The following is a 22,118-nucleotide window of genomic DNA, read 5'->3' on the forward strand; positions in this document are numbered from 1 at the left end:
CAGTATGGAAAATCAATCCAGATATAAAACCATCGACCATGTTATTGGCGTTGAAGGAAATAAAGAAATTCATGTCTGGGAAACACTGCCAGAAGAAAACAGCCCAAAGAGAAAGAATGCAATTATCATCGCCTCTGGCTTTGCCCGGAGGATGGATCATTTTGCTGGACTGGCGGAATATTTGTCGTGGAATGGATTTCATGTGATCCGCTATGATTCACTTCACCATGTTGGATTGAGTTCAGGGACAATTGATGAATTTACCATGTCTATAGGAAAACAGAGTCTGTTAGCCGTAGTTGATTGGTTAAATACACGAAAAATAAATAACTGCGGTATTTTGGCTTCAAGCTTATCTGCACGGATAGTTTATGCAAGCCTGTCTGAAATCAATGCGTCGTTTTTAATCACTGCGGTTGGTGTTGTTAACTTAAGATATACTCTCGAAAGAGCTTTAGGATTTGATTATCTCAGTTTACCTATTGATGAATTACCGAATAATCTGGATTTTGAAGGCCATAAATTGGGTGCTGAAGTCTTCGCGAGAGATTGCGTTGATTTTGGCTGGGAAGATTTAACTTCCACAATTAATAGCATGATGCATCTTGATATACCGTTTATTGCTTTTACTGCAAATAGCGACGATTGGGTAAAACAAGATGAAGTCATCAAATTGTTATCAAATATTCGTAGTAATCGATGCAAGATATATTCTTTGCTAGGAGGTTCACATGATTTGGGTGAGAACTTAGTGGTCCTGCGCAATTTTTATCAATCAGTTACGAAAGCGGCTATCGCGATGGATAATGGCAGTTTGGATATCGATATTGATATTACTGAGCCGTCATTTGAACATCTGACTATTGCGACAGTCAATGAACGCCGAATGAAAATTGAGATTGAAAATCAAACAATTTCGCCGTCTTAACTCTATCACTCGGATAGAAACATAAGGACTATTTATGAAATTCGGAAATTTTTTGCTTACATACCAACCACCTCAGCTTTCTCAAACCGAGGTAATGAAACGTTTGGTTAAATTAGGCTGCGTCTCTGAGGAGTGTGGTTTTGATACTGTCTGGTTATTGGAGCATCATTTCACAGAGTTTGGTTTGCTTGGTAACCCTTATGTCGCTGCGGCATATTTACTTGGTGCAACCAAAAAACTGAATGTAGGGACTGCTGCGATTGTTCTCCCCACTGCTCATCCAGTACGCCAACTTGAAGATGTGAATTTGCTGGATCAAATGTCAAAAGGACGATTTCGGCTTGGTATTTGTCGGGGGCTTTACAACAAAGACTTTCGCGTATTTGGCACCGATATGGATAACAGTCGCGCCTTGATGGAGTGCTGGTATGGGCTGATAAAGAATGGGATGACAGAGGGCTATGTCGAAGCTGCCAATGAGCATATTCGGTTCGATAAGGTAAAAGTGGGTCCGACGGCATATAGTCGAAGTGGGGCACCTGTTTATGTGGTTGCTGAATCAGCCTCGACCACTGAGTGGGCTGCTCAATTTGGTTTGCCGATGATCTTAAGCTGGATTATCAATACTAACGAAAAGAAAGCTCAAATTGAGCTCTATAACGAGGTGGCTCAAGAATATGGACACGATATTCATAATATCGACCATTGTTTATCATATATAACCTCTGTAGATCATGACGCAATTAAAGCGAAAGAAACTTGCCGGAATTTTCTGGGGCACTGGTATGATTCCTATGTCAATGCCACGACTATTTTTGATGATTCAGACAAAACGAAAGGTTATGATTTCAATAAAGGACAGTGGCGTGACTTTGTATTAAAAGGACATAAAGATACCAATCGCCGCATTGATTACAGTTACGAAATCAATCCCGTAGGAACGCCGCAGGAATGCATTAATATCATCCAAAAAGACATTGACGCCACAGGAATATCAAATATTTGTTGTGGGTTTGAAGCTAATGGAACAGTAGACGAAATTATTACTTCCATGAAGCTTTTCCAGTCTGATGTAATGCCATTTCTCAAAGAAAAACCACGTTCGCTATTATATTAGCTAAGGAAAATGAAATGAAATTTGGATTGTTCTTCCTTAACTTCATCAATTCAACAATTGTTCAAGAACAAAGTATAGCCCGCATGCAGGAAATAACGGAGTATGTTGATAAACTGAATTTTGAACAGATTTTGGTGTATGAAAATCATTTTTCAGGTAATGGCATTGTCGGTGCTCCTCTGACTGTTTCTGGTTTTTTACTCGGTCTAACTGAAAAAATTAAAATTGGTTCATTGAACCACATCATGACAACTCATCATCCTGTCCGAATAGCGGAGGAAGCTTGCTTATTGGATCAGTTGAGCGAAGGGAGATTTATTCTAGGATTGAGTGATTGCGAAAAAAAAGAGGAAATGCATTTTTTTAATCGCCCTGATAAATACCAACAGCAACTATTTGAAGCGTGTTATGACATTATTAACGATGCTTTAACAACAGGTTATTGTAATCCAGATAACGATTTCTATAGTTTTCCCAAAATATCCGTAAACCCTCATGCTTATACGCAAGGCGGGCCTCGGAGATATGTAACGGCAACGAGTCATTATGTCGTTGAGTGGGCAGCCAAAAAAGGCATTCCTCTTATCTTTAAGTGGGATGATTCCAATGATGTCAGACATGAATATGCTGAAAGGTATAAAATTATTGCTGATAAACAGGGTATTGACCTATCAGATATAGATCATCAGTTAATGATATTGGTTAACTTTAACGAAGATAGTCAGCAAGCTAAAGAAGAGACACGCGCATTTATAAGCGATTATGTTTCTGAAATGCACCCTGATGAAAATCTCGAAAAGAAACTTGAGGACATAATCACAGAAAACGCTGTCGGAGATTATGAGGAATGTATCACGGCGGCCAAGTTGGCAATTGAAAAGTGTGGTGCAAAAGGTGTATTGCTATCCTTTGAACCGATGAATGATTTAATGCACCAGAAAAACGTCATCGATATTGTTAATGATAAGATTAAAAAGTATCACATGTAATAAGAGAGTATGGCAGCAACGCTGCCATAATTTCTAATATTATCTGTAGGGGTAAAACAGGCATGACTTCATATGTTGATCAACAAGAAATCATAGCAAGCTCAGAAATTGATGATGTGATTTTTTCGGGTGATTCATTAACTTGGTCTTACGATGAGCAGGAAAAAATCAGAAAAAAACTTGTGCTTGATGCATTTCGTCATCACTATAAACACTGTCAAGAATACCGTCACTACTGTCAGGCACATAAAGTCGATGACGGTGTTACGGAAATTGATGACATACCTGTATTCCCAACATCAGTTTTTAAGTTTACTCGTTTATTAACGTCTAAAGAGAACGAGATTGAAAGTTGGTTTACCAGTAGTGGCACGAATGGTTTAAAAAGCCAGGTGGCGCGTGACAGACTAAGTATTGAGAGACTTTTAGGCTCTGTGAATTATGGCATGAAATATGTTGGTCATTGGTTTGATCATCAAATAGAGTTGGTCAACTTAGGGCCAGACAGATTTAATGCTCATAACATTTGGTTTAAATATGTTATGAGCTTGGTAGAATTATTATATCCTACAACATTCACCGTAACAGAAGAGCGAATAGATTTTGTTAAAACATTGAATAGTCTTGAACGAATAAAAAGTCAAGGCAAAGTTATTTGTCTTATCGGTTCGCCGTACTTTATCTATTTGCTCTGCGGTTATATGAAAGAGAAAAATATCTCGTTTTCTGGAGATAAAAGCCTTTATATCATAACGGGGGGCGGCTGGAAAAGTTACGAAAAAGAATCCCTGAAACGCGACGATTTCAATCAGCTTCTATTCGATACCTTCAACCTCAGTAATATGAGTCAGATCCGCGATATATTTAATCAAGTTGAACTCAACACTTGTTTCTTTGAGGATGAGATGCAACGTAAACGTGTTCCGCCGTGGGTATATGCGCGAGCACTTGATCCTGAAACGTTGAAACCTGTCCCTGATGGAATGCCGGGTTTGATGAGTTATATGGATGCGTCATCAACGAGTTACCCGGCATTTATTGTCACCGATGATATCGGGATAATCAGCAGAGAATATGGTCAATATCCTGGTGTGCTCGTTGAAATTTTACGTCGTGTTAATACGAGGACCCAGAAAGGATGTGCTTTAAGCTTAACTCAAGCATTTGACAATTGACATCTTTCCAATTACAGGAGTTATAATGACGACAAGGTTTGATATAGAACACGGAAGACGGGTTTACACAGAAAAGTTAGTATGTCGCTTGCAAATGTAAATTTGAATAATAAATCAGAGTTAATAAAATATGTTGAAAGTATGGGTTTTGAAAAATACTTTGACAAATATTGGCATAAGGATAATGTCCTCATAAATATAAAACAGGATGATACAAAGCGTACTATTTTGTTTTTACCCGCTCGAGGGTTCTCGTCCCTCCCTGCATCGGGGAATATATAAGCAAAAAGCCCAGATACTTAATCTGAGCTCTTTTTCAAATTTGGCGGTGAGGGAGGGATTGACTCGCTAGCGCTCGCCCTACGGGCCGCCTTTGGCGGTCCAAAACGGCGTTGCCGTTTTGTCAAACCCAGTTCGAGGGTTCTCGTCCCTCCCTGCATCGGGGGATATATAAGCAAAAAGCCCAGATATTTAACCTGAGCTTTTCTTCAAATTTGGCGGTGAGGGAGGGATTGACTCGCTAGCGCTCGCCCTACGGGCCGCCTTTGGCGGTCCAAAACGGCGTTGCCGTTTTGTCAAACCCAGCTCGAGGGTTCTCGTCCCTCCCTGCATCGGGGAATATATAAGCAAAAAGCCCAGATATTTAACCTGAGCTCTTTTTCAAATCTGGCGGTGAGGGAGGGATTCGAACCCTCGATACGTTTTCACGTATACACACTTTCCAGGCGTGCTCCTTAAGCCTCTCGGACACCTCACCGTATTTTTTTGTCGCAGTCACTTTGTTTGACATCATCGCTGCAACGGGGCGCTACTATAGGGAAAAGCATTACAAGCGTCAACACTCTTCTAATACTTTTCTTTGGTTTTTTGATTGGTTAGCTAAATAATCATCAGTTAGGTGAATTGATGCCCATCTGACGTTGTTGAAGTAAACAGATGCAAGTTTTTTAATAAGAAAAAAATGAATTTGTTAACTACTTAACATTCTCAACATTTTCAAAAAGATGATTAACAAAGGGGCTTGCAACCTGATATCAATCAGATAACCCTGTACAAAAAAATAAAAGAGGATAAATAAGTCATGGATATTATCTTTTACCACCCTTTTTTTGATGCTGCTCAGTGGATTCAAGGTATGCAACAGCGACTGCCGAATATTAATATCCGTCAATGGCAACGAGGCGATAATGATCATGCAGATTATGCAATGGTTTGGCTGCCTCCCTATGAGATGTTGGCAAATCGCTCCGGATTGAAGGGGATTTTTACCCTGGGAGCAGGAGTAGAGGCCATTTTGAAGCAGGAACAACAAAGACCAGGGATGTTGCCTGCCGGTGTACCATTAATGCGGCTCCAAGACGCAGGTATGGGATTACAAATGCGGGAGTATGCGGTAGCAACGGTTTTACATTACTTACGCCGCATGGATGAATATAAGCTGCAACAAGGGCAGAAAATGTGGAAACAACTCGAGTCACATGATCGCCGGGATTTTGTGATTGGTGTGTTGGGCGCAGGGGTTTTAGGGCGCAGTGTTGCTGAGACGCTGGTTGAGTTTGGTTTTACCGTACGCTGCTGGAGCCGTACGCCAAAGCAGATTAATAAGGTAGACAGTTTTTACGGTCAAGATCAGTTGGGCGATTTTCTTTCTGGCAGCAAAATTCTGATTAATCTATTACCTGATACACCGCATACCCGTGGCATTCTGAATTTATCGCTGTTTAGTCAGTTAAAACCGAAGTCCTATCTGATTAATCTCGCACGAGGCTCCCATTTGATAGAACATGATCTATTGGTAGCGATTAATAAAGGCTATATCGCGGCGGCTTCATTGGACGTATTTACTGAGGAACCATTACCGAAAATGCACCCATTCTGGACACATCCCCGTATCACTGTTACTCCTCATATTGCTGCCATTACTATTCCCAATATCGCTATGGATAAAATCAGTGAAAATATTCAGCGGATTGAAAAGGGTGAATTACCAACGGGTGTTGTGGATATTAAATTGGGATATTAACAGCGTCTCTTTACAGTCAGGCCGGTTATTGGGGACAATAGCGGCAAAATAGCGATGTATTTGGAAAATGAGATGAATGAATTTTCAATAGTCTGCCGCATTTTAGGGACGTTGTTTAACCGCCAGCCACAAGATCCGGTTCTGCAACCCCTTCTGACAATGATTGCGGAAGGTAAACTGAAACAATCCTGGCCATTAGAGCAGGATATATTGCTGGATCGTCTGCAACAGAGTTGTGAACTGCCGGCAATGACAACGGATTATATCGCGTTGTTTGGTGGTGATGATACCCGTGTGCCAAGTCGTCGTTTTGACTATACCGGGGAGAGTGAAAACGATATTCGTCAGTTTCTGACCGAACGCGGTATGCCATTGTCAGATGGGCCGGTTGATCAGTTTGGTTCTCTGTTATTAGCGGCTTCATGGCTGGAAGATCAGGCGGCAGAAGATGAGGTTCAGGGGCAAATTGTGTTGTTTGATGAGTATCTTCTGCCGTGGTGTGGGCAATTGCTGGGAAAGGTGGAAGCCCACGCAACAACCGGTTTTTACCGGACATTGGCAATGATTACTCGTGAAGCGTTGCAGGCGTTACGGGAAGAGTTGGATTCTTAGTTTGAAATGGATGAAAAGGCAAATAATTGACGATTATTTGCCTTTTCTGCGATATCTCGATAAAAATTATTTATCGGTCAGCATGATAACAAATTTGCCAGGTTTGACTTCTAACCCTTTTGCCAATTTTTTGGCGGCGGCTTCAGCTTTACTGTGATCCGGTTTCAATACATACACGGGGTGAATATCAAAAAAAGCGCTGAGTGATTTATTCAGATAAGGAAGCAGTGCGTTAATCGACTTTTCCATTTTTTCCGGTGTGATTTGGTAATCAACGATTTCTAATTCTTTCAGAAAAATAGCGCCTTTTTCTGGATCAAACACCGGTTGCGCTTTTAGTGTCAGCTTCATATCCGCTTTAGCTGGGCCAAGCAGGGAGGCAATATTGACCTTCGCCTGGCCGGTTAATGCTATTTTATCGGGTTCTGTCCGGCCAATTTGGCTGGACAATTCTGTCAGTTCTATATCCGCGTTGGCGATACCATGTAATTCAATCTGTTTCTGGTAATGGACATGTTTCGCCAGATAGCCGTTAATCAGCTCTTCGCTGATACTGAAATCTTTGAATTGATCGCAACCGCTGACCAACCCGGCCAGCAGCAATACTGCCCCCAAGAAAAATTTTTTCATATTGACTCCTTTATTTTGAAGGACAGATTTTACATCATTAATTGCCACTAAGCATGGCGGATTCAATTTTACGCTGGTTAAACTGGCGGTGCAGTGCATACAACGTGATAAAACCAATAATGCCTAACAGGATCCAGGGCAGTTGCGGCATGTTTAGCGTATGGCCGGTATCATATAACCAACCGCCGCCGGTATAACCCAAAGCGCCACCCAGAGCCAGGCCGAGGCGGCTAAAGCCCATATAACTGCCACGGGCGCGGGGATCGGCTAGTGAAGCGCTTAATGTCTCACGGGCAGGTTCTGCGGTGATGGTACCAAGATAGAACAAGCAAATAATACCAAACAGCGTATTGATTTCACCAATCAAACCTATTGGGAACATGCTCAGGCTCATCAGGAAAAGCCCTGCCATCAGGCGTTGTTCCAGCCGGAAACGTTTTTCGCTCCAGCGGGCAATGGGATAAAGTAAAGTCAACGAAAGTGCCGCTTCAATGGCGTACATCCACTTCACCGCCGCAGGCGTCCCGGCGATTTCATTGACGATAATTGGGAACATCAGCATTACCTGTACAGACAGCATAAAGTAGCCGGTCAGTGTCAACACATAAGTGAAGAAGCGGCGGTCTTTAATGACGCGTCCCATACCTTCCCAGATTGGCGTACGGGTAGTAGAAATCCGGTATGCGGGGAGTTGCCAGGCATTCCAGATGGCGGCCAAAACGAAAATAACAGCACCTGTCCAACAGACAAGATGGAAATCATATTGCAGCAGCCAGCTACCAATCAGCGCACCGACAACGGCCCCGGCGCTATCTTGCATTAGCAGCAAGGAATAAAAACGGCCACGCTCGTGAGGGCGGGTGAGTTTGATAACCAGTGCGGTCCGTGGTGGATCAAATAAAGTGCCGCCTAATGCAGATAATATGCAGGCAAGCCATAAGATCCACGGCTCAGTGGCTAATCCGATTAAAGCAAAGCCAAGGGCGCGCAACAGCATCCCGGTGACGATCATCGGTTTTGCGCCAAAGCGGTCGGCAATTGCGCCACCGAAAATGCCCAAACCTTGTTGGACAAACTGACGCAAACCAAGAGCAAAACCGACAACCAGCGCAGCCCAGCCTAGTTGTTCAACAAAATGTATTGATATTAAAGGAAAAACGACGAAGAAGCCCAGAACAACCAGTAAGTTATCGAATAACAGGAAGTACTTGCCCAGGCTACGTGCTTGCGAAACCAGTGACATTGCTCACCATTGGAATATTAAGAAGAGGAGAATAATATAATTCTTCTATATTCTGTACTTAATTTAATCTTTAGGGTAGTGATTTATGGATAATATTTTTTTATCGTAAGCGGGTGGTTGGCAGATGTATTTTACAGATAATAACTTAAATTTTTAATGGATAAATTAGGCATAGCTAGGGAGAAATCATGTTTGGTTATCGTTCCACTTTACCGAAGGTTCGTCTGATAACAGAACGAATGGTGGTGCGTTTGGTGTACGAGCGGGATGCATATCGTTTAGCTGAGTATTATTCAGAAAATCACGAATTTCTTAAACCTTGGGAGCCGACCCGGGATAACAGCCATTGTCAGCCTTCTGGTTGGACAAACCGATTGAATTTAATCACGGAAATGCAAAGACAGAGTGCAGCTTTTCATTTCTTGCTGCTTGATTCGAATGAAAATGAAGTAATTGGTGTGGCGAATTTCAGTAATATTTTGCGGGGTGCTTTTCATGCTTGTTATTTGGGATATTCTCTTGGTGAAAAATGGCAGGGAAAAGGGCTGATGTATGAGGCGTTGCAACCCGCTATTCGCTATATGCAGCGTCAGCAGGGGATGCATCGGATTATGGCTAATTATATGCCTGATAATCATCGTAGTGGTAACTTGTTGGAACGATTGGGCTTTGAGCGTGAAGGATATGCAAAGCAATATCTGATGATAAATGGGATTTGGCAGGATCATGTATTAACTGCACTGACAGATGAAAAATGGAATGGAAAAAGTTGATTATCAGAGATTGTACTGCCAGATAAACCAGGAACTGTCTAACTTTTTGGGGCAGTTCATCTTGGGGCTTTTGCTCATTAATGAACAAATAGATGTAGAGAGAAGGAGGGAAATGTAACTTGAAAGATAGTGTTTCCTTATACCTTATTTTTGACCCTTTTTTTTCAGCTAATTTTAATATATTGTTTTTTAAAGAAATATTATTTCTCTTGTAAAAAAGGGTTTTGTTAATTTTTATCACTCTACTCTTTAAAAGTCAGCAGGTTAAGGTTAGTATCTAACAGTTCACTGCCGTACAGGCAGCTTAGAAAAAGAGTTGCTTGCCGCAAAGAATGCTTTGAATGTTCACTGCCGTACAGGCAGCTTAGAAACAGAAACTCACGCAGAGAAACAGCATTACTGGGTTCACTGCCGTACAGGCAGCTTAGAAATGAATATTGGCAGCTTGGTTTCAGCATCTTTTGTTCACTGCCGTACAGGCAGCTTAGAAAGTATCAACGCAACTGGGTCAATCTACGGAAACGTTCACTGCCGTACAGGCAGCTTAGAAATCTTCAGTGAAGATGCAGCTAAAATATTAACAGTTCACTGCCGTACAGGCAGCTTAGAAACTTTTATTATCATTTTTGGTTGCTTAAAAACGGTTCACTGCCGTACAGGCAGCTTAGAAATGATCAGTTAACGGCACATACGGATTACTTTCGTTCACTGCCGTACAGGCAACTTAGGAGGCAATCATGGGTTATACCCGTTACGAAACTGATGTGGTCGCTTGGGCGAATGAGCAAGCAGCATTATTACGTGCAGGTAAATTCTCTGAGATCGATATAGCCAATATTGCTGAGGAGATTGAGGACGTGGGCAAGAGTGAAAAACGTGAACTGGCAAATCGTATGGCGGTTTTGCTGGCCCACCTTCTAAAATGGCAATTCCAGCCTGGGCGTCGTGGTCCAAGTTGGCAGCGAACTATCAAGGAACAGAGAAAAGCATTGGAATTGCATATAAAAGAGACATCTAGCCTGAAAAGTACAATGGCTGATGAAAACTGGTTGGCTAAAGTTTGGGCTGATGCCGTTTCTTCCGCTGCCGACGAAACAGGGCTGGATATGTTCCCGGATGAATGTATCTGGAATATAAATCAGATCTTTTCCCAAGAATTCTATCCTGATTAAGCTTTAGTGAGCTGACTTATTTGACGCACTGACTTCGGTTGGTGCGTTTTTTTGTTGAGATAAATACAATGAATTTATTGAAATCGCTGGCTGCGGTCAGTTCTATGACCATGTTTTCCCGGGTTTTGGGCTTTATCCGTGATGCCATTATTGCCCGTATATTTGGGGCAGGGGCAACAACGGATGCCTTTTTTGTTGCATTTAAATTACCTAATCTGTTGCGCCGTATTTTTGCAGAGGGCGCATTTTCTCAGGCATTTGTACCGATTCTGGCTGAATATAAAAATCAGCAGGGAGATGAAGCGACCCGGACGTTTATTGCCTATGTTTCCGGTATGCTGACGTTAATTCTGGCGGTTGTTACGGTGCTGGGTATTTTAGCTGCACCGTGGGTGATTTATATTACTGCGCCGGGTTTTACTGATACTGCGGATAAATTTGCTCTGACGACAAATCTGTTAAGAATAACTTTTCCTTATATTTTTCTGATATCGCTGGCCTCGTTGGCAGGGGCGATATTAAATACCTGGAATCGGTTTTCTGTACCGGCTTTCGCCCCGACATTGCTTAATATCAGCATGATTGTATTTGCGCTGTTTGTCGCCCCTTATTGCAATCCACCGGTGATGGCGTTGGGTTGGGCGGTTGTTGCCGGTGGTATTTTGCAACTTGTCTATCAACTTCCCCACCTGAAAAAAATTGGCATGCTGGTATTACCCCGCATTTCTTTCCGTGACAGTGGTGTATGGCGGGTTATCCGACAGATGGGACCGGCGATCCTTGGGGTTTCAGTCAGCCAGATTTCATTAATTATTAATACAATTTTCGCCTCATTTCTGATATCAGGTTCCGTGTCCTGGATGTATTATGCTGACCGTTTGATGGAATTACCTTCTGGTGTATTGGGCGTTGCCCTTGGAACCATTCTTTTGCCTTCGCTGGCGAAAAGTTTTTCCAGTGGCAATCATGAGGAATACACTAAACTGATGGATTGGGGGCTTCGGCTCTGTTTCCTATTAGCACTGCCTTGTGCTATCGCGTTGGGTATTCTGGCAGAACCTCTGACGGTTTCTCTTTTCCAGTATGGTAATTTCACTGCATTTGATGCGGCAATGACTCAGAAGGCATTAATTGCTTACTGTTTCGGCCTGATGGGGATAATTATTGTCAAAGTGTTGGCACCGGGTTTTTATTCCCGTAGAGATATCAAAACCCCAGTGAAAATTGCAATTATGACTTTAATTCTGACTCAGCTAATGAATCTGGCTTTTGTTGGTCCACTGAAACATGCCGGGTTGGCGCTTTCTATCGGTCTGGCAGCCTGTTTCAACGCCAGTATGCTTTATTGGCAATTACGGAAGAAAAATATTTTTAAACCGCTGGCAGGTTGGGGCATTTTCTTATTTAAACTGATTGTGGCAATTGTAGCAATGGTTGTCGTGTTAGCGGTGACTTTATGGTTGATGCCAGCATGGGAACAGGGAAATATGGCTATGCGTCTGTTGCGGTTAATGATGGTGGTTATCGCTGGGGCTGGCAGTTATTTCGCTGCATTGATGCTGATGGGCTTCCGGTTGAAAGATTTTGCCCACCGCGGTTTATCATAACTTTAGGTGTCCCGGCGGTTATTCTCGGATCAAGCCGCGTTGTTGATCTTTCGAAGACTGCTGGGATATCAATTTCCATAAAATTGTTGTAAACAACTAATTGATTTATGAGTATATTTTCATTATTGAAATATTCATAATTAAGTGATGTCTCAGAATTTTATAGTCACTTAACTTAATAATGTTTGAATGAAAAGTTAATTGTGCGTGCCAGGTCGTATTTTTTCATGAAAATATAAGGGATTCTGCTATAAATCACAATTATCATATGGGCTATATTTGTTATGCTAACTCACTGATCCGAATGTGATTTGGAACAGCTATTAGATTAAGTTTGTCAGGTAAATAATAACAAGATGAACATTTAACTGAGTGGGGAAGAGTTCATGTGGTTTGAAAAATTAAGTCATATTCAATCAGGTAAAACTGATCATATCTTATTTTGTTTTCCTTATGCAGGTGGCTCGGCAGAAGTTTTTCGTAGCCTGAGTACTTGCCTGGAGAAAAATATCGCGGTATATGCATTACAATTGCCGGGTAGCGGCAGTCGTTTTGATGAAGCGTTAAATCGGGATATGGAAAATATTTTGCAGGCAGTACATGAAGAAATGAGACATCTGATTAACGGTAGCCGGTTTTCTTTATTTGGGCACAGCAACGGTGGTTTATTTGCTTATGAATTAGCTAACCGGTTAAACAATGAGAACCAATCTCCGGCAAATGTATTTATTTCCGCAGAAGCGGCTCCGCATATTACCAGTTTTAAACAAGATCCGTTTGATTTGTCTGATGCACAACTGGGTGAGCTATTGGTCAGATATGGTGGAACCCATGATGAGGCCCTCAATAATGAAGATTTCAAAGCGATATTCTTTCCTGTTATTCGTAATGATTTATCGCTTAATTACCATATGAAGCATTATTTGCGACAAGGGCAAAGTGTCTCTGAACTCGTTTTGATTCATGGGCGAGAGGATAAAACGATGTCAAAAGAGGATATGCTGGCGTGGGAAAACTACACTTGTGGTGGTATTGATATTCATTTCGTCGATGCTGATCACTTCTTTATCCAGCATATACCGAAAGTGGTTGCTAATATTATTCATACCAGAATTGCATTGAGTACCAGACAAAAGCGGATGATGACTATGTAGTATAAATATTAACCGGCGTGATAAGACAATGTATGCCTATATCACGCCAATTTTCCAGAGAAAACAGCGATTGTACGGTTACATCCGTTCTACCGTCTCAATGCCCAAGGTATTCAGACCTTGCTTCAGCGTCTTGGCGGTCAGCAGAGCCAGTTTCAGGCGGCTCTGGCGTAATTCTTCGCTTTCAGCATTCAGGATCTGACAGTGTTCATAGAAACTGGAGAACAAACCGGCTAAATCGTACAGATAAGCACACATAACATGTGGCGTACCTTCACGGGCGACGGTAGTGATAGTCTCTTCAAATTGTAACAAACGGGTCGCCAGAGCTTGTTCACGATCCTCATTTAGGATAACCGGTAAAGTCAGGCTGCTTTCATCAATATCAGCACGTTTGAAGATCGAGGCCACGCGGGTATAGGCATATTGCATATAAGGTGCGGTGTTACCTTCAAAGGCGAGCATATTATCCCAATCGAAGATGTAATCTGTCGTACGGCTCTTGGAGAGATCGGCATATTTCACTGCGCCGATACCCACAGTTTCAACCACTTTTTTCAGTTCATCTTCTGGCATATCCGGGTTTTTCTCACGGATAAGTTTATCGGCACGTTCAATGGCTTCATCCAGCAGATCGGTCAACCTGACAGTGCCGCCGGCACGGGTTTTGAACGGTTTGCCATCTTTACCCAGCATCATGCCGAACATATGGTGTTCCAGCGACATGGTTTCCGGTATATAGGCCGCCTTACGAACGATGGCCCATGCTTGCATCAAATGCTGATGTTGACGGGTATCGATGTAATAAAGAACCCGTTCAGCGTGCAGGGTTTCATAACGATATTTTGCACAGGCGATATCCGTTGTCGTGTAAAGATAGCCGCCATCCTTTTTCTGGATAATCACGCCCATCGGTTCACCTTCTTTGTTTTTAAACTCATCAAGGTAAACCACGGTTGCGCCATCACTTTCTACCGCCAGACCTTTCTGTTTCAGATCAGCAACAATACCGGGCAGCAGATCGTTGTACAGACTCTCCCCCATCACAGCATCTTGAGTCAAAGTGACATTCAAACGGTCATAGGTTTGCTGGTTCTGGGCCATAGTAATATCCACCAGCTTGCGCCACATAGTACGGCAATACTCATCACCGCCTTGCAGCTTCACCACATAGCCACGGGCGCGGGCCGCAAACTCCTCATCTTCATCATAGTTCTTTTTTGCTTCACGATAGAACGCTTCCAGATCGGCCAGTGCCATATTGCCGGCATTTTCGTTCTGTATTTTCTCCAGATAGGCAATCAACATACCGAACTGGGTTCCCCAGTCACCAACGTGGTTAGCGCGGATAACCTTATGGCCGAGGAATTCAAGAGTACGCACCGCAGCATCACCAATAATGGTGGAACGCAGATGACCAACATGCATCTGTTTAGCGACATTGGGTGCGGAATAATCGACAACGATAGTTTGCGGTTCGACTGAGGTAACGCCCAATTTCTCATCTTTCAGTGCAGTTTCGATATTCGCTGCAATCCAGGTTTTATCAAGAAAAATATTAATAAAACCGGGGCCGGCGATTTCAACTTTACTGGCGATACCTTGCAGATCCAGCAGGCTAACAACTTTTTCTGCCAGTTGTCGGGGCGGCATACCCACTTTTTTCGCGGCGGCCATCACACCATTGGCCTGATAGTCACCAAATTGTGCTTTCGCGGATTGACGGACGTGAGCTTCGCTGTCGGCTGGAGCACCTGCTGCAATCAGCGCCTGGCTGACTTTTTCTGAAAGAATCGCCTGAATATTCACCTGGTTACCTTAAATTACGATTAGGAAAGAAAATAAGCATAATACCACACGAGTTCGGATAAAAAGACGAGAATATGGATAAAATTCGGATAAACAGACGAAAAATGTATAGCAAATATAATGATTAAATAAAGCCCTGCTGTTGCTATTGTTCAGCTATAGGATGAGAAGACAAAGAACGTGTTTTCTTAAAAAATCGTTAATAATTTTAGCGAAAGAGCAGAAAAAATAAGAACTAGTTTGCAAGATAAAGGTCAAAGCATTGCTTGTGTGTGATGTGTTCCCCGTGTTTACGGGGATGAACCATATAATACGGATTTGGCTATTAAATAGGGAATATGTTCCTTGCATTGGCGGGGATAAAACGGTGATATTTGCTGTGATGAGCAGGAAACATGGTATGGATTATTCAGCTGTGTAGCTATGATTAGAGTTAGTCGAATCGTTAATAAATAATGGCAAAATGGGTTTTAAATTGTCATGTTTTGAAAAGAAATGTCAGCGTGAATGCAGTAATAACATGATGATGAGTTGCATTATAATCGTGGAATATGAGTATGTTGTGATTAATCTATTTGTTTTTTGTCTGGAAGGAATGCAATTCAATGATGAATTGCATTGCCAGGTATATAAATCATAATTTCACGATTGGCAATGAGGTAATCACTTTATTTACTTAATGTGAGCATTCGTCAGTTTTAAATGAGAAAGCCTTATGGGGTTTTCACTGCGTTATATCTGGGCCGTGTGTTGTATTCACGTTAAAAGAAGGAAATAAAACCAATGGGTATATCCGATCCGCGTCTGTGTTTCGATTGTAAGAAGTATTTGAAAAACTGGGTAGAATTTCAGTTGGTGGATGAACAGGATAAGCCCTTGGCTAGTTCAGCCCAAGTCAGGCTATCTGTCAGTTATCGGTCATCTGCTTGATAGCAAAACCCTGAGCCCCAGATTTATTACCGCCCTGAAAATTGTGGTCAAAGTGAGAGTGAAAAGCCCTTTGTCCTGGGCCATCATTTATTTGAGGCTTGGTTCCATTCTGATTACGCCTTGCAAGGGCAGGTATTTTCGCTTATTAGCGATTTATGGGAAAACCACGGTAAGCAGGTTGAGAAACTGGATGAACCCGTAGGGCAATTACGGAAGTGGCTCACTCATTGGTTGAAAGTGCGTTTAGAAAACGGCGGTTTTAAATAACAAGAAATGCAGTTAAGTTTTCTTTATTTTTCAATAAGATAAATTTCTTGTTGTGAAATATTAAATTGAAAATGATATTTTGTCTTTATTATAGCTGTTTGTTTTTCAGGTAATTATGTTTCTTATAAACAGAAAAGAAGATAATTGATTATTTCATTAGCTAAAATCCTAAAAACAATATAACAAAAAAATATATATTATGTGTTTTTTTGCATTATTTTTGATGTAATTCATTTCTATTTCGTTGTTATTTAATGTTTTTTTATTTTAAGTTGATCTCATTGATTAAAATTGAGAATCTTTTGCAAATTATTTGTTGAAATTTTTAATAAAAAATAAATTAATATCGTTTATGATTTAATAAATCCAAAAGAATAGCTCACCAGCATTGACCTAAAAAGGAACTACTATGCTTTGGAAGAATACTTCTAACCAATTTGGTCATTTATCCGTCCTTTTACACTGGCTGGTTGCATTGACCGTATATGGCATGTTTGCACTGGGGCTGTGGATGGTGACATTAGGGTATTACGATACGTGGTATCACGGAGCACCTGAAATTCATAAAAGCATCGGAATCCTGCTGCTGATAGCGATGGTTGTGCGTGTTATCTGGCGTTTTGCTTCTCCGCCACCAAAACCTTTAGCCAGTTATAGTCGCCTGACCAGAATCAGCTCTGTTTTAGTACATATTTTGTTGTATACTTTACTGTTTAGCATTCTGATTAGTGGTTATTTAATTTCGACGGCTGATGGGCAGCCGATTTCTGTCTTTGACTGGTTTACTGTGCCAGCCACATTAACCGGTCAGGGCAAACAGGCAGATACTGCGGGAATGATTCATCTTTACCTTGCCTGGACTGTGGTGATTTTATCGCTATTACATGCTGTTGCTGCGTTAAAACATCATTTTATTGACCGTGATGCAACCCTGAAACGTATGCTGGGTTTCCGTCCTGAATAATACAAAACGATTATGGAGAATAATATGTTGAAGAAGACGTTACTTGGCCTGACTGCGGGTGCATTGTTATTGAATGCAAGTTCTGCGTTAGCCGCCAATTATAAAATTGATATACCGGGTCAGCACGCCTTTATTGAATTCCGCATTCAACATTTGGGTTATAGCTGGTTATATGGCTCATTTAAAGATTTTGATGGTTCTTTCACATTTGATGAGAAAAATCCGGCTGCGGATAAAGTTGATGTGACGATTAAAATAGCCAGTTTGGATACTAACCACGCCGAACGTGATAAGCACCTGCGCAGTAAAGATTATTTTAATACGGAGAAATACCCTGAAGCAAAATTCACTTCAACCGAAGTGAAAAAAGATGGGAATAAATATGCTATTACAGGTGATCTGACTTTAAACGGTGTGACAAAACCAGTGGTATTGAATGCAGTACTGATGGGGGAAGGTAAAGATCCATGGGGTGGTTACCGCGCAGGTTTTGAAGCTTACGGTAAGATCAAATTGAAAGACTTTAATTTCAAAGCAGATTTGGGTCCTAAATCACAGGAAGCGGATTTACTGATTTCTGTCGAAGGCGTTCGGGAAAAGTAATACCTTGATTATTTAATGCAAACTGAATAAATAAAAACCTGGCTAATGCCAGGTTTCAGGGTTGATTAACCCATTATCCTTTTTATATTGCATTATTTTTATGGTTTGCAATTGACTATCATTTTGAAAATCACGTTTATTGATTTAAATCAGACTGTTATATAAAAGCTTTAATACCTCTGTTTTCGCGCTTTTAAATGGTTGTGGCAGGACAGGTAAATGTAAAAGAAGCGAAGGATAACATCGTTGATAAATACATTAAACATGATAGGGGATAAGCCGTTTTATTAACGATGTTGTTCTTACTATGTGAATCCACCATCCCATATGCTGAACTTACAGTGTGTAAAGATAAGGTAAGATATCTTGTAAATCCGACACATCAATACCCTGACTTGGAAGATAGATTGCCTTCAATAAATACCAGTATTGAAAAAACTATCTGTGATTTTATTCAGAAGTATAGTCCTGTTGCTAATGTGTAGTTGAGATAAAGATGGCCCCTGACCTGAATGATTCATACACATATATATCCTCAAAGCACAGCCCCTGATTTCAATTGTTACAAACCGGGAGTATTATCTGAGGCTTGAAACAGCGGAGGCTCCTCGGCGTTCAGGTCTGGAGGAGATACCCATTTATTACATGTTAATCCGGGATGATATGACACCTTTTTCTTCTGTTGTTGAATTACAGAACATTGTTGAATTACAGAATATCGCTGAATTACAGGATTTAGTTGCTGATCTGGCAATGTTTACACATAAACTAGCCCAATTCGGGCAGCGGCTTAACCTGGATTTTGATAAATATCAGGCCGATCATATCTCTTTACGTTGTAATGATATGGCCGTAGCGGAACGCTGGCGTAAAGGTTTTTTGCAGTGTGGCAGTCTGATGTCGGAAAGTATTATTAATGGGCGTCCAATCTGTTTGTTTGATTTGGCACAGCCAATGATGGTGCTTAACTGGCAAATTGATTGTGTTGAATTGCCATACCCCGGCAAGAAAGCCTATGCACATCAGGGATGGGAGCATGTGGAGCTGGTGCTGCCCGTGGTGCCGGAAATGTTGTCGGCAAAAGCATGGGCATTATTACCGCAGCCTTTGCCAGCCGGTTTTTCTGTTAAAGAGAGTCAGCCCAAAGGGGAGCGGGAGCGGCTGCCTAATCCTACCTTAGCCATCACTGATGGTGAGATCACCGTCAAATTTCACCCGTTTACATTGCGTGACATCGTTAAAAGTGAGCACTAGTCAGCAAAATTAACTTTTTCATCCCTGTGATCCAGATAAAAATTCTGACCTTGTGATTTCCTACAAATCATTGGGAATAATTAAATGTCATAGTTAGTGAATTGAGTTACTGAATCGTTTTGGTTCATTAATTGCTTGTTATATTGACTGGGTGTCCAAGGAACTTCTGATGACAAAGTTAGAAATTTGTTGTTTTAGCGTAGGTTGCGCATTAATCGCACAACAGGCTGGGGCTGACCGGATAGAGTTGTGTGCCAGTCCGATGGAAGGGGGATTAACACCGAGTTTTGGTACATTGAAGCAGGCTATTGAGCAATTAACTATTCCTGTACATCCAATTGTACGTCCAAGAGGCGGTGATTTTTGCTACAGCCATTCAGATTTTGAGGTGATGAAAAATGATGTCGCCCAGATCCGTGATATGGGATTTATGGGCGTCGTTTTTGGTGTGTTGGATCAAGAAGGGCATATTGATTTGCTGCGGATGCAACAATTGATGGCGTTGTCCGGCGATATGGCTGTCACTTTTCACCGTGCGTTTGATATGTGTTTTAATCCCAATGTAGCACTGGATCAGCTAACTCAGCTTGGTGTTAAACGAATATTGACTTCCGGCCAGCAACAGAATGCTGAATTGGGATTACCTTTATTGAAAGAACTTCATCAGGCCAGTCAGGGGCCAATTATTATGGCGGGCGCGGGTGTTCGTCTGAGTAATATCCATAAATTTATGGATATAGGGCTAACGGAAGTTCACAGCTCTGCCAGCCGGGTGATGCCTTCCACCATGACCTACCGCAAAGCGGGGGTGACAATGAGTTCTGACCGTGAAGTAGATGAATTCTCACATTACTGCGTTGATGGTAGTGTGGTAGAGGTCATGAAAGGGATGCTGAGTCTGACTTTATTTGAATAAATCTTGCTGTTAAGCAAATGTTGAACTGGCCCTGTTGGGCCAGCTCTCAAACTCAGGGTTTACGGGCAATCAGTACCGCACGCAGCGGAGCTGGATAACCCTCAATGGTTTTACCGCTATCCTCAGGATCGAGAAAATCAGATAACGATTCCGTTTTCATCCAGTCTGTACGGTGCTGTTCTGCCGTGGTGGTTATTGCCTGATCAACAATCCTGACATCAACAAAACCGCATTTTTCCAACCAGACTTTCAGCATTTTCGCTGATGGGATGAAATAAACATTACGCATCTGGGCATAGCGTTCACCAGGAATTAAACAGGTGTGTTCATCACCTTCAACAACCAAACTTTCCAGCACCAATTCGCCATCGGACACCAGCTGGTTTTTTAACTGCCAAAGATGGTCGAGTGGGGAACGGCGGTGATAGAGGACGCCCATTGAAAAAACGGTATCAAAAGCAGCCAGTGCCGGTAATTGTTCGATTCCCAGAGGTAAAAGGTGGGCGCGTTGATCGCTGCCAAGCAACTTTCTGACCGCTTCAAACTGGCAGAGAAAAAGTTGAGTCGGATCGATACCAACCGCAAGTTCAGCCCCTTCACCAACCATTCGCCACAGGTGATAGCCGCTGCCACAGCCAACATCAAGAATTGTCCGGCCCGCTAAGGGCGAAATATGGGGCAGTACCCGATCCCATTTCCAATCTGAACGCCATTCAGTGTCGATATTCACACTATAAAGTGAGAATGGCCCTTTGCGCCACGGCATAAATATTTTCAATATATTGGTAATACAGACTTTTTCACCGGCGGATAGCGGTGGATCCTGTTCTGCGATCACCCCATTTTTCAGATCTAATTTGGTCGGTGAAATTTCGGGTAGGTTTTCCAGGGTTTTGACCCACGATTTAAAACTGCCATGCAGGGCTGCTTTTTGCCATTCATCCAGTTGTGCCGGAAGACCATGCAGCCAGTGTTGGAGGTTGTTCTTGGCGATAAGCTGATAAAAATTACCGAAATCGATCATTTATCGACTCCTTTTATCGCCAGTAATGAGCCAAAATTGAAACACTGAAACCAGACTTCAACATGTTTAAAACCAGACTGATGAAGGCGGGATTTATGTGTTTCGACAGAATCAGTCAGCATCACATTTTCAAGCATACTGCGTTTCTGGCTGATCTCTAGCTCGCTGTAGCCGTTAGCACGCTTAAAATCGTGGTGCATATTGAACAGTAATTCACCAATTTGTTGATCTGCAAAGCTGAATTTCTCTGATAAAACTAACACACCGCCCGGACGTAATCCCTGATAAATCCGGTTAAGCAAACCTTGCCGATCTTGCGGGTCGAGAAATTGTAAGGTGAAATTCAGTACAACCATTGAGGCATTCTGAATATCAATATCGAGAATATCGGCTTCAATAACGTCAACGGGTGTGTGCGCCCGGAAAGCATCAATATGGCGACGGCAGCGTTCTACCATAGCCAGAGAATTATCAACTGCGATGATCTTACAATTTTCCGCTGTAATATTACGGCGCATTGCCAGGGTTGATGCGCCAAGGGAACAACCCAGGTCATAAATCTGACTGTTTGATGTCACGAAACGACTGGCCAGCATACCAATCATGGAAACGATATTTGCATAACCTGGCACAGAGCGTTGGATCATATCAGGGAAAACTTCTGCAACCCGTTCATCGAAACGCCAGTCACCCAGATTGGCAATGGGGGCGGCAAACAGGCTATCCCTTTGATTGTGAGGATCTTGATTTGACATAACAGCATTGATTATTAGAAAAAATAGAAGGCGGCATTCTAACAGATGTAAAGCTTGACCTTGAACCAATTTTCTCTGATTTAAAAATGGTGAGTAATGGAAATATTTGAGGAATACGAGTGTCGCACAAAAAATCATGTCATGGTGTTATTATCCTTTGATTTCATTGGTGA

20 protein-coding genes, 1 tRNA gene, 2 other RNA genes and 1 CRISPR repeat array are annotated in these 22,118 nt (G+C 42.0%); of the genes, 15 read left to right on the plus strand and 8 right to left on the minus strand.

Going from position 1 to position 22,118, the window contains the following annotated elements; genetic code table 11:
• The first annotated feature begins 4 nt into the window (after positions 1-4).
• The 4 genes from C5471_RS05745 to luxE all read left to right on the plus strand — a co-directional run bounded on the left by C5471_RS05745 (position 5) and on the right by luxE (position 4,209).
• Positions 5-928: an acyl transferase gene (locus C5471_RS05745; RefSeq protein WP_133813175.1), complete on the plus strand. Its 924-nt coding sequence runs from the start codon at positions 5-7 to the stop codon at positions 926-928.
• A 34-nt stretch (positions 929-962) separates the two neighbouring features.
• Positions 963-2,045 carry a luciferase subunit alpha gene (gene luxA / locus C5471_RS05750; protein WP_133813174.1) on the plus strand — a complete coding sequence of 361 codons (1,083 nt, stop codon included), beginning with the start codon at positions 963-965 and terminating at the stop codon, positions 2,043-2,045.
• Positions 2,046-2,059: 14 nt separating this feature from the next.
• Positions 2,060-3,034: a luciferase subunit beta gene (gene luxB / locus C5471_RS05755; protein WP_133813173.1), complete on the plus strand. Its 975-nt coding sequence runs from the start codon at positions 2,060-2,062 to the stop codon at positions 3,032-3,034.
• Positions 3,035-3,096: 62 nt separating this feature from the next.
• A complete protein-coding gene (gene luxE, locus C5471_RS05760; RefSeq protein WP_133813172.1) occupies positions 3,097-4,209 on the plus strand; it encodes a long-chain-fatty-acid--protein ligase LuxE in 1,113 nt (370 codons plus the stop codon).
• 323 nt (positions 4,210-4,532) lie between these two features.
• Here the strand turns inward: luxE and C5471_RS05765 are convergent.
• From C5471_RS05765 to C5471_RS05775, 3 genes are all read right to left on the minus strand, one after another.
• Positions 4,533-4,658: non-coding RNA, RtT sRNA (locus tag C5471_RS05765), on the minus strand.
• Between the two features lie 46 nt (positions 4,659-4,704).
• Positions 4,705-4,830, minus strand: a non-coding RNA gene (locus C5471_RS05770) — RtT sRNA.
• 46 nt (positions 4,831-4,876) lie between these two features.
• Positions 4,877-4,966: transfer RNA gene (locus C5471_RS05775), tRNA-Ser, on the minus strand.
• 324 nt (positions 4,967-5,290) lie between these two features.
• Between C5471_RS05775 and ghrA the strand changes: the two genes are divergently transcribed.
• Together ghrA and C5471_RS05785 are read left to right on the plus strand one after the other, a co-directional pair.
• The gene (ghrA, locus tag C5471_RS05780; RefSeq protein ID WP_133813171.1) at positions 5,291-6,232 is read left to right on the plus strand and encodes a glyoxylate/hydroxypyruvate reductase GhrA; all 942 of its coding nucleotides are present in this window, start codon (positions 5,291-5,293) and stop codon (positions 6,230-6,232) included.
• Between the two features lie 72 nt (positions 6,233-6,304).
• Entirely contained in the window at positions 6,305-6,844 is a 540-nt protein-coding gene (locus C5471_RS05785; RefSeq protein ID WP_133813170.1) for a TorD/DmsD family molecular chaperone, read from the plus strand.
• Between the two features lie 66 nt (positions 6,845-6,910).
• Here C5471_RS05785 and C5471_RS05790 read toward each other — a convergent pair whose 3' ends face one another.
• The gene (locus tag C5471_RS05790) at positions 6,911-7,474 is read right to left on the minus strand and encodes a lipoprotein (protein ID WP_133813169.1); all 564 of its coding nucleotides are present in this window, start codon (positions 7,472-7,474) and stop codon (positions 6,911-6,913) included.
• A gap of 37 nt (positions 7,475-7,511) precedes the next feature.
• The gene (gene mdtH / locus C5471_RS05795; protein WP_133813168.1) at positions 7,512-8,717 is read right to left on the minus strand and encodes a multidrug efflux MFS transporter MdtH; all 1,206 of its coding nucleotides are present in this window, start codon (positions 8,715-8,717) and stop codon (positions 7,512-7,514) included.
• Positions 8,718-8,905: 188 nt separating this feature from the next.
• On the opposite strand from mdtH, the gene rimJ reads away from it, so the two are divergent.
• The 4 genes from rimJ to C5471_RS05815 all read left to right on the plus strand — a co-directional run bounded on the left by rimJ (position 8,906) and on the right by C5471_RS05815 (position 13,423).
• The gene (rimJ, locus tag C5471_RS05800) at positions 8,906-9,490 is read left to right on the plus strand and encodes a ribosomal protein S5-alanine N-acetyltransferase (protein WP_133813167.1); all 585 of its coding nucleotides are present in this window, start codon (positions 8,906-8,908) and stop codon (positions 9,488-9,490) included.
• 283 nt (positions 9,491-9,773) lie between these two features.
• Positions 9,774-10,221: direct repeats of the CRISPR family, unit length 28 nt; unit sequence GTTCACTGCCGTACAGGCAGCTTAGAAA.
• Between the two features lie 6 nt (positions 10,222-10,227).
• Positions 10,228-10,662: a DUF29 domain-containing protein gene (locus C5471_RS05805; protein WP_133813166.1), complete on the plus strand. Its 435-nt coding sequence runs from the start codon at positions 10,228-10,230 to the stop codon at positions 10,660-10,662.
• A gap of 68 nt (positions 10,663-10,730) precedes the next feature.
• Positions 10,731-12,269, plus strand: a complete 1,539-nt coding sequence (gene murJ / locus C5471_RS05810; RefSeq protein ID WP_133813165.1) for a murein biosynthesis integral membrane protein MurJ — start codon at positions 10,731-10,733, stop codon at positions 12,267-12,269.
• A 386-nt stretch (positions 12,270-12,655) separates the two neighbouring features.
• Complete coding sequence (locus C5471_RS05815; RefSeq protein ID WP_133813164.1) at positions 12,656-13,423, plus strand: thioesterase II family protein; 768 nt, start codon at positions 12,656-12,658, stop codon at positions 13,421-13,423.
• A 78-nt stretch (positions 13,424-13,501) separates the two neighbouring features.
• Here the strand turns inward: C5471_RS05815 and argS are convergent, their stop codons facing one another.
• Positions 13,502-15,232 (minus strand): arginine--tRNA ligase, encoded by a 1,731-nt coding sequence (argS, locus tag C5471_RS05820; protein WP_133813163.1) that lies wholly within the window; start codon positions 15,230-15,232, stop codon positions 13,502-13,504.
• A 783-nt stretch (positions 15,233-16,015) separates the two neighbouring features.
• On the opposite strand from argS, the gene C5471_RS05825 reads away from it, so the two are divergent.
• The 5 genes from C5471_RS05825 (at position 16,016) to cutC (ending at position 20,166) form a co-directional block, all read left to right on the plus strand.
• The gene (locus C5471_RS05825; protein ID WP_166295702.1) at positions 16,016-16,162 is read left to right on the plus strand and encodes a hypothetical protein; all 147 of its coding nucleotides are present in this window, start codon (positions 16,016-16,018) and stop codon (positions 16,160-16,162) included.
• A 676-nt stretch (positions 16,163-16,838) separates the two neighbouring features.
• Positions 16,839-17,393, plus strand: coding sequence for a cytochrome b (locus C5471_RS05830; RefSeq protein ID WP_133813162.1), 555 nt, complete (start codon positions 16,839-16,841; stop codon positions 17,391-17,393).
• Positions 17,394-17,417: 24 nt separating this feature from the next.
• The gene (locus C5471_RS05835) at positions 17,418-17,996 is read left to right on the plus strand and encodes a YceI family protein (protein WP_133813161.1); all 579 of its coding nucleotides are present in this window, start codon (positions 17,418-17,420) and stop codon (positions 17,994-17,996) included.
• Positions 17,997-18,659: 663 nt separating this feature from the next.
• On the plus strand, positions 18,660-19,250 hold the full coding sequence (locus tag C5471_RS05840; RefSeq protein WP_133814216.1) for a VOC family protein: 591 nt from the start codon (positions 18,660-18,662) through the stop codon (positions 19,248-19,250).
• A 169-nt stretch (positions 19,251-19,419) separates the two neighbouring features.
• A complete protein-coding gene (gene cutC, locus C5471_RS05845; protein WP_133813160.1) occupies positions 19,420-20,166 on the plus strand; it encodes a copper homeostasis protein CutC in 747 nt (248 codons plus the stop codon).
• Between the two features lie 52 nt (positions 20,167-20,218).
• On the opposite strand, the gene cmoB is transcribed toward cutC, so the two are convergent.
• Positions 20,219-21,190, minus strand: coding sequence for a tRNA 5-methoxyuridine(34)/uridine 5-oxyacetic acid(34) synthase CmoB (cmoB, locus tag C5471_RS05850; RefSeq protein ID WP_133813159.1), 972 nt, complete (start codon positions 21,188-21,190; stop codon positions 20,219-20,221).
• Positions 21,187-21,945, minus strand: coding sequence for a carboxy-S-adenosyl-L-methionine synthase CmoA (gene cmoA, locus C5471_RS05855; RefSeq protein ID WP_133813158.1), 759 nt, complete (start codon positions 21,943-21,945; stop codon positions 21,187-21,189). Before cmoA ends, cmoB begins: the two co-directional genes overlap by 4 nt.
• Positions 21,946-22,118 lie beyond the last annotated feature (173 nt).

Source organism: Photorhabdus tasmaniensis, assembly GCF_011189505.1.
In the GTDB taxonomy this organism is placed as follows: domain Bacteria; phylum Pseudomonadota; class Gammaproteobacteria; order Enterobacterales; family Enterobacteriaceae; genus Photorhabdus; species Photorhabdus tasmaniensis.

Bases quoted from the DNA above. Each gene is read 5' to 3' on its own strand.
- C5471_RS05745 (WP_133813175.1), top strand. From the start codon at position 5: ATGGAAAATCAATCCAGATATAAAACCATCGACCATGTTATTGGCGTT.
- luxA (WP_133813174.1), top strand. From the start codon at position 963: ATGAAATTCGGAAATTTTTTGCTTACATACCAACCACCTCAGCTTTCT.
- luxB (WP_133813173.1), top strand. From the start codon at position 2,060: ATGAAATTTGGATTGTTCTTCCTTAACTTCATCAATTCAACAATTGTT.
- luxE (WP_133813172.1), top strand. From the start codon at position 3,097: ATGACTTCATATGTTGATCAACAAGAAATCATAGCAAGCTCAGAAATT.
- ghrA (WP_133813171.1), top strand. From the start codon at position 5,291: ATGGATATTATCTTTTACCACCCTTTTTTTGATGCTGCTCAGTGGATT.
- C5471_RS05785 (WP_133813170.1), top strand. From the start codon at position 6,305: ATGAATGAATTTTCAATAGTCTGCCGCATTTTAGGGACGTTGTTTAAC.
- C5471_RS05790 (WP_133813169.1), bottom strand. From the start codon at position 7,474: ATGAAAAAATTTTTCTTGGGGGCAGTATTGCTGCTGGCCGGGTTGGTC.
- mdtH (WP_133813168.1), bottom strand. From the start codon at position 8,717: ATGTCACTGGTTTCGCAAGCACGTAGCCTGGGCAAGTACTTCCTGTTA.
- rimJ (WP_133813167.1), top strand. From the start codon at position 8,906: ATGTTTGGTTATCGTTCCACTTTACCGAAGGTTCGTCTGATAACAGAA.
- C5471_RS05805 (WP_133813166.1), top strand. From the start codon at position 10,228: ATGGGTTATACCCGTTACGAAACTGATGTGGTCGCTTGGGCGAATGAG.
- murJ (WP_133813165.1), top strand. From the start codon at position 10,731: ATGAATTTATTGAAATCGCTGGCTGCGGTCAGTTCTATGACCATGTTT.
- C5471_RS05815 (WP_133813164.1), top strand. From the start codon at position 12,656: ATGTGGTTTGAAAAATTAAGTCATATTCAATCAGGTAAAACTGATCAT.
- C5471_RS05825 (WP_166295702.1), top strand. From the start codon at position 16,016: ATGGGTATATCCGATCCGCGTCTGTGTTTCGATTGTAAGAAGTATTTG.
- C5471_RS05830 (WP_133813162.1), top strand. From the start codon at position 16,839: ATGCTTTGGAAGAATACTTCTAACCAATTTGGTCATTTATCCGTCCTT.
- C5471_RS05835 (WP_133813161.1), top strand. From the start codon at position 17,418: ATGTTGAAGAAGACGTTACTTGGCCTGACTGCGGGTGCATTGTTATTG.
- C5471_RS05840 (WP_133814216.1), top strand. From the start codon at position 18,660: ATGACACCTTTTTCTTCTGTTGTTGAATTACAGAACATTGTTGAATTA.
- cutC (WP_133813160.1), top strand. From the start codon at position 19,420: ATGACAAAGTTAGAAATTTGTTGTTTTAGCGTAGGTTGCGCATTAATC.
- cmoB (WP_133813159.1), bottom strand. From the start codon at position 21,190: ATGATCGATTTCGGTAATTTTTATCAGCTTATCGCCAAGAACAACCTC.
- cmoA (WP_133813158.1), bottom strand. From the start codon at position 21,945: ATGTCAAATCAAGATCCTCACAATCAAAGGGATAGCCTGTTTGCCGCC.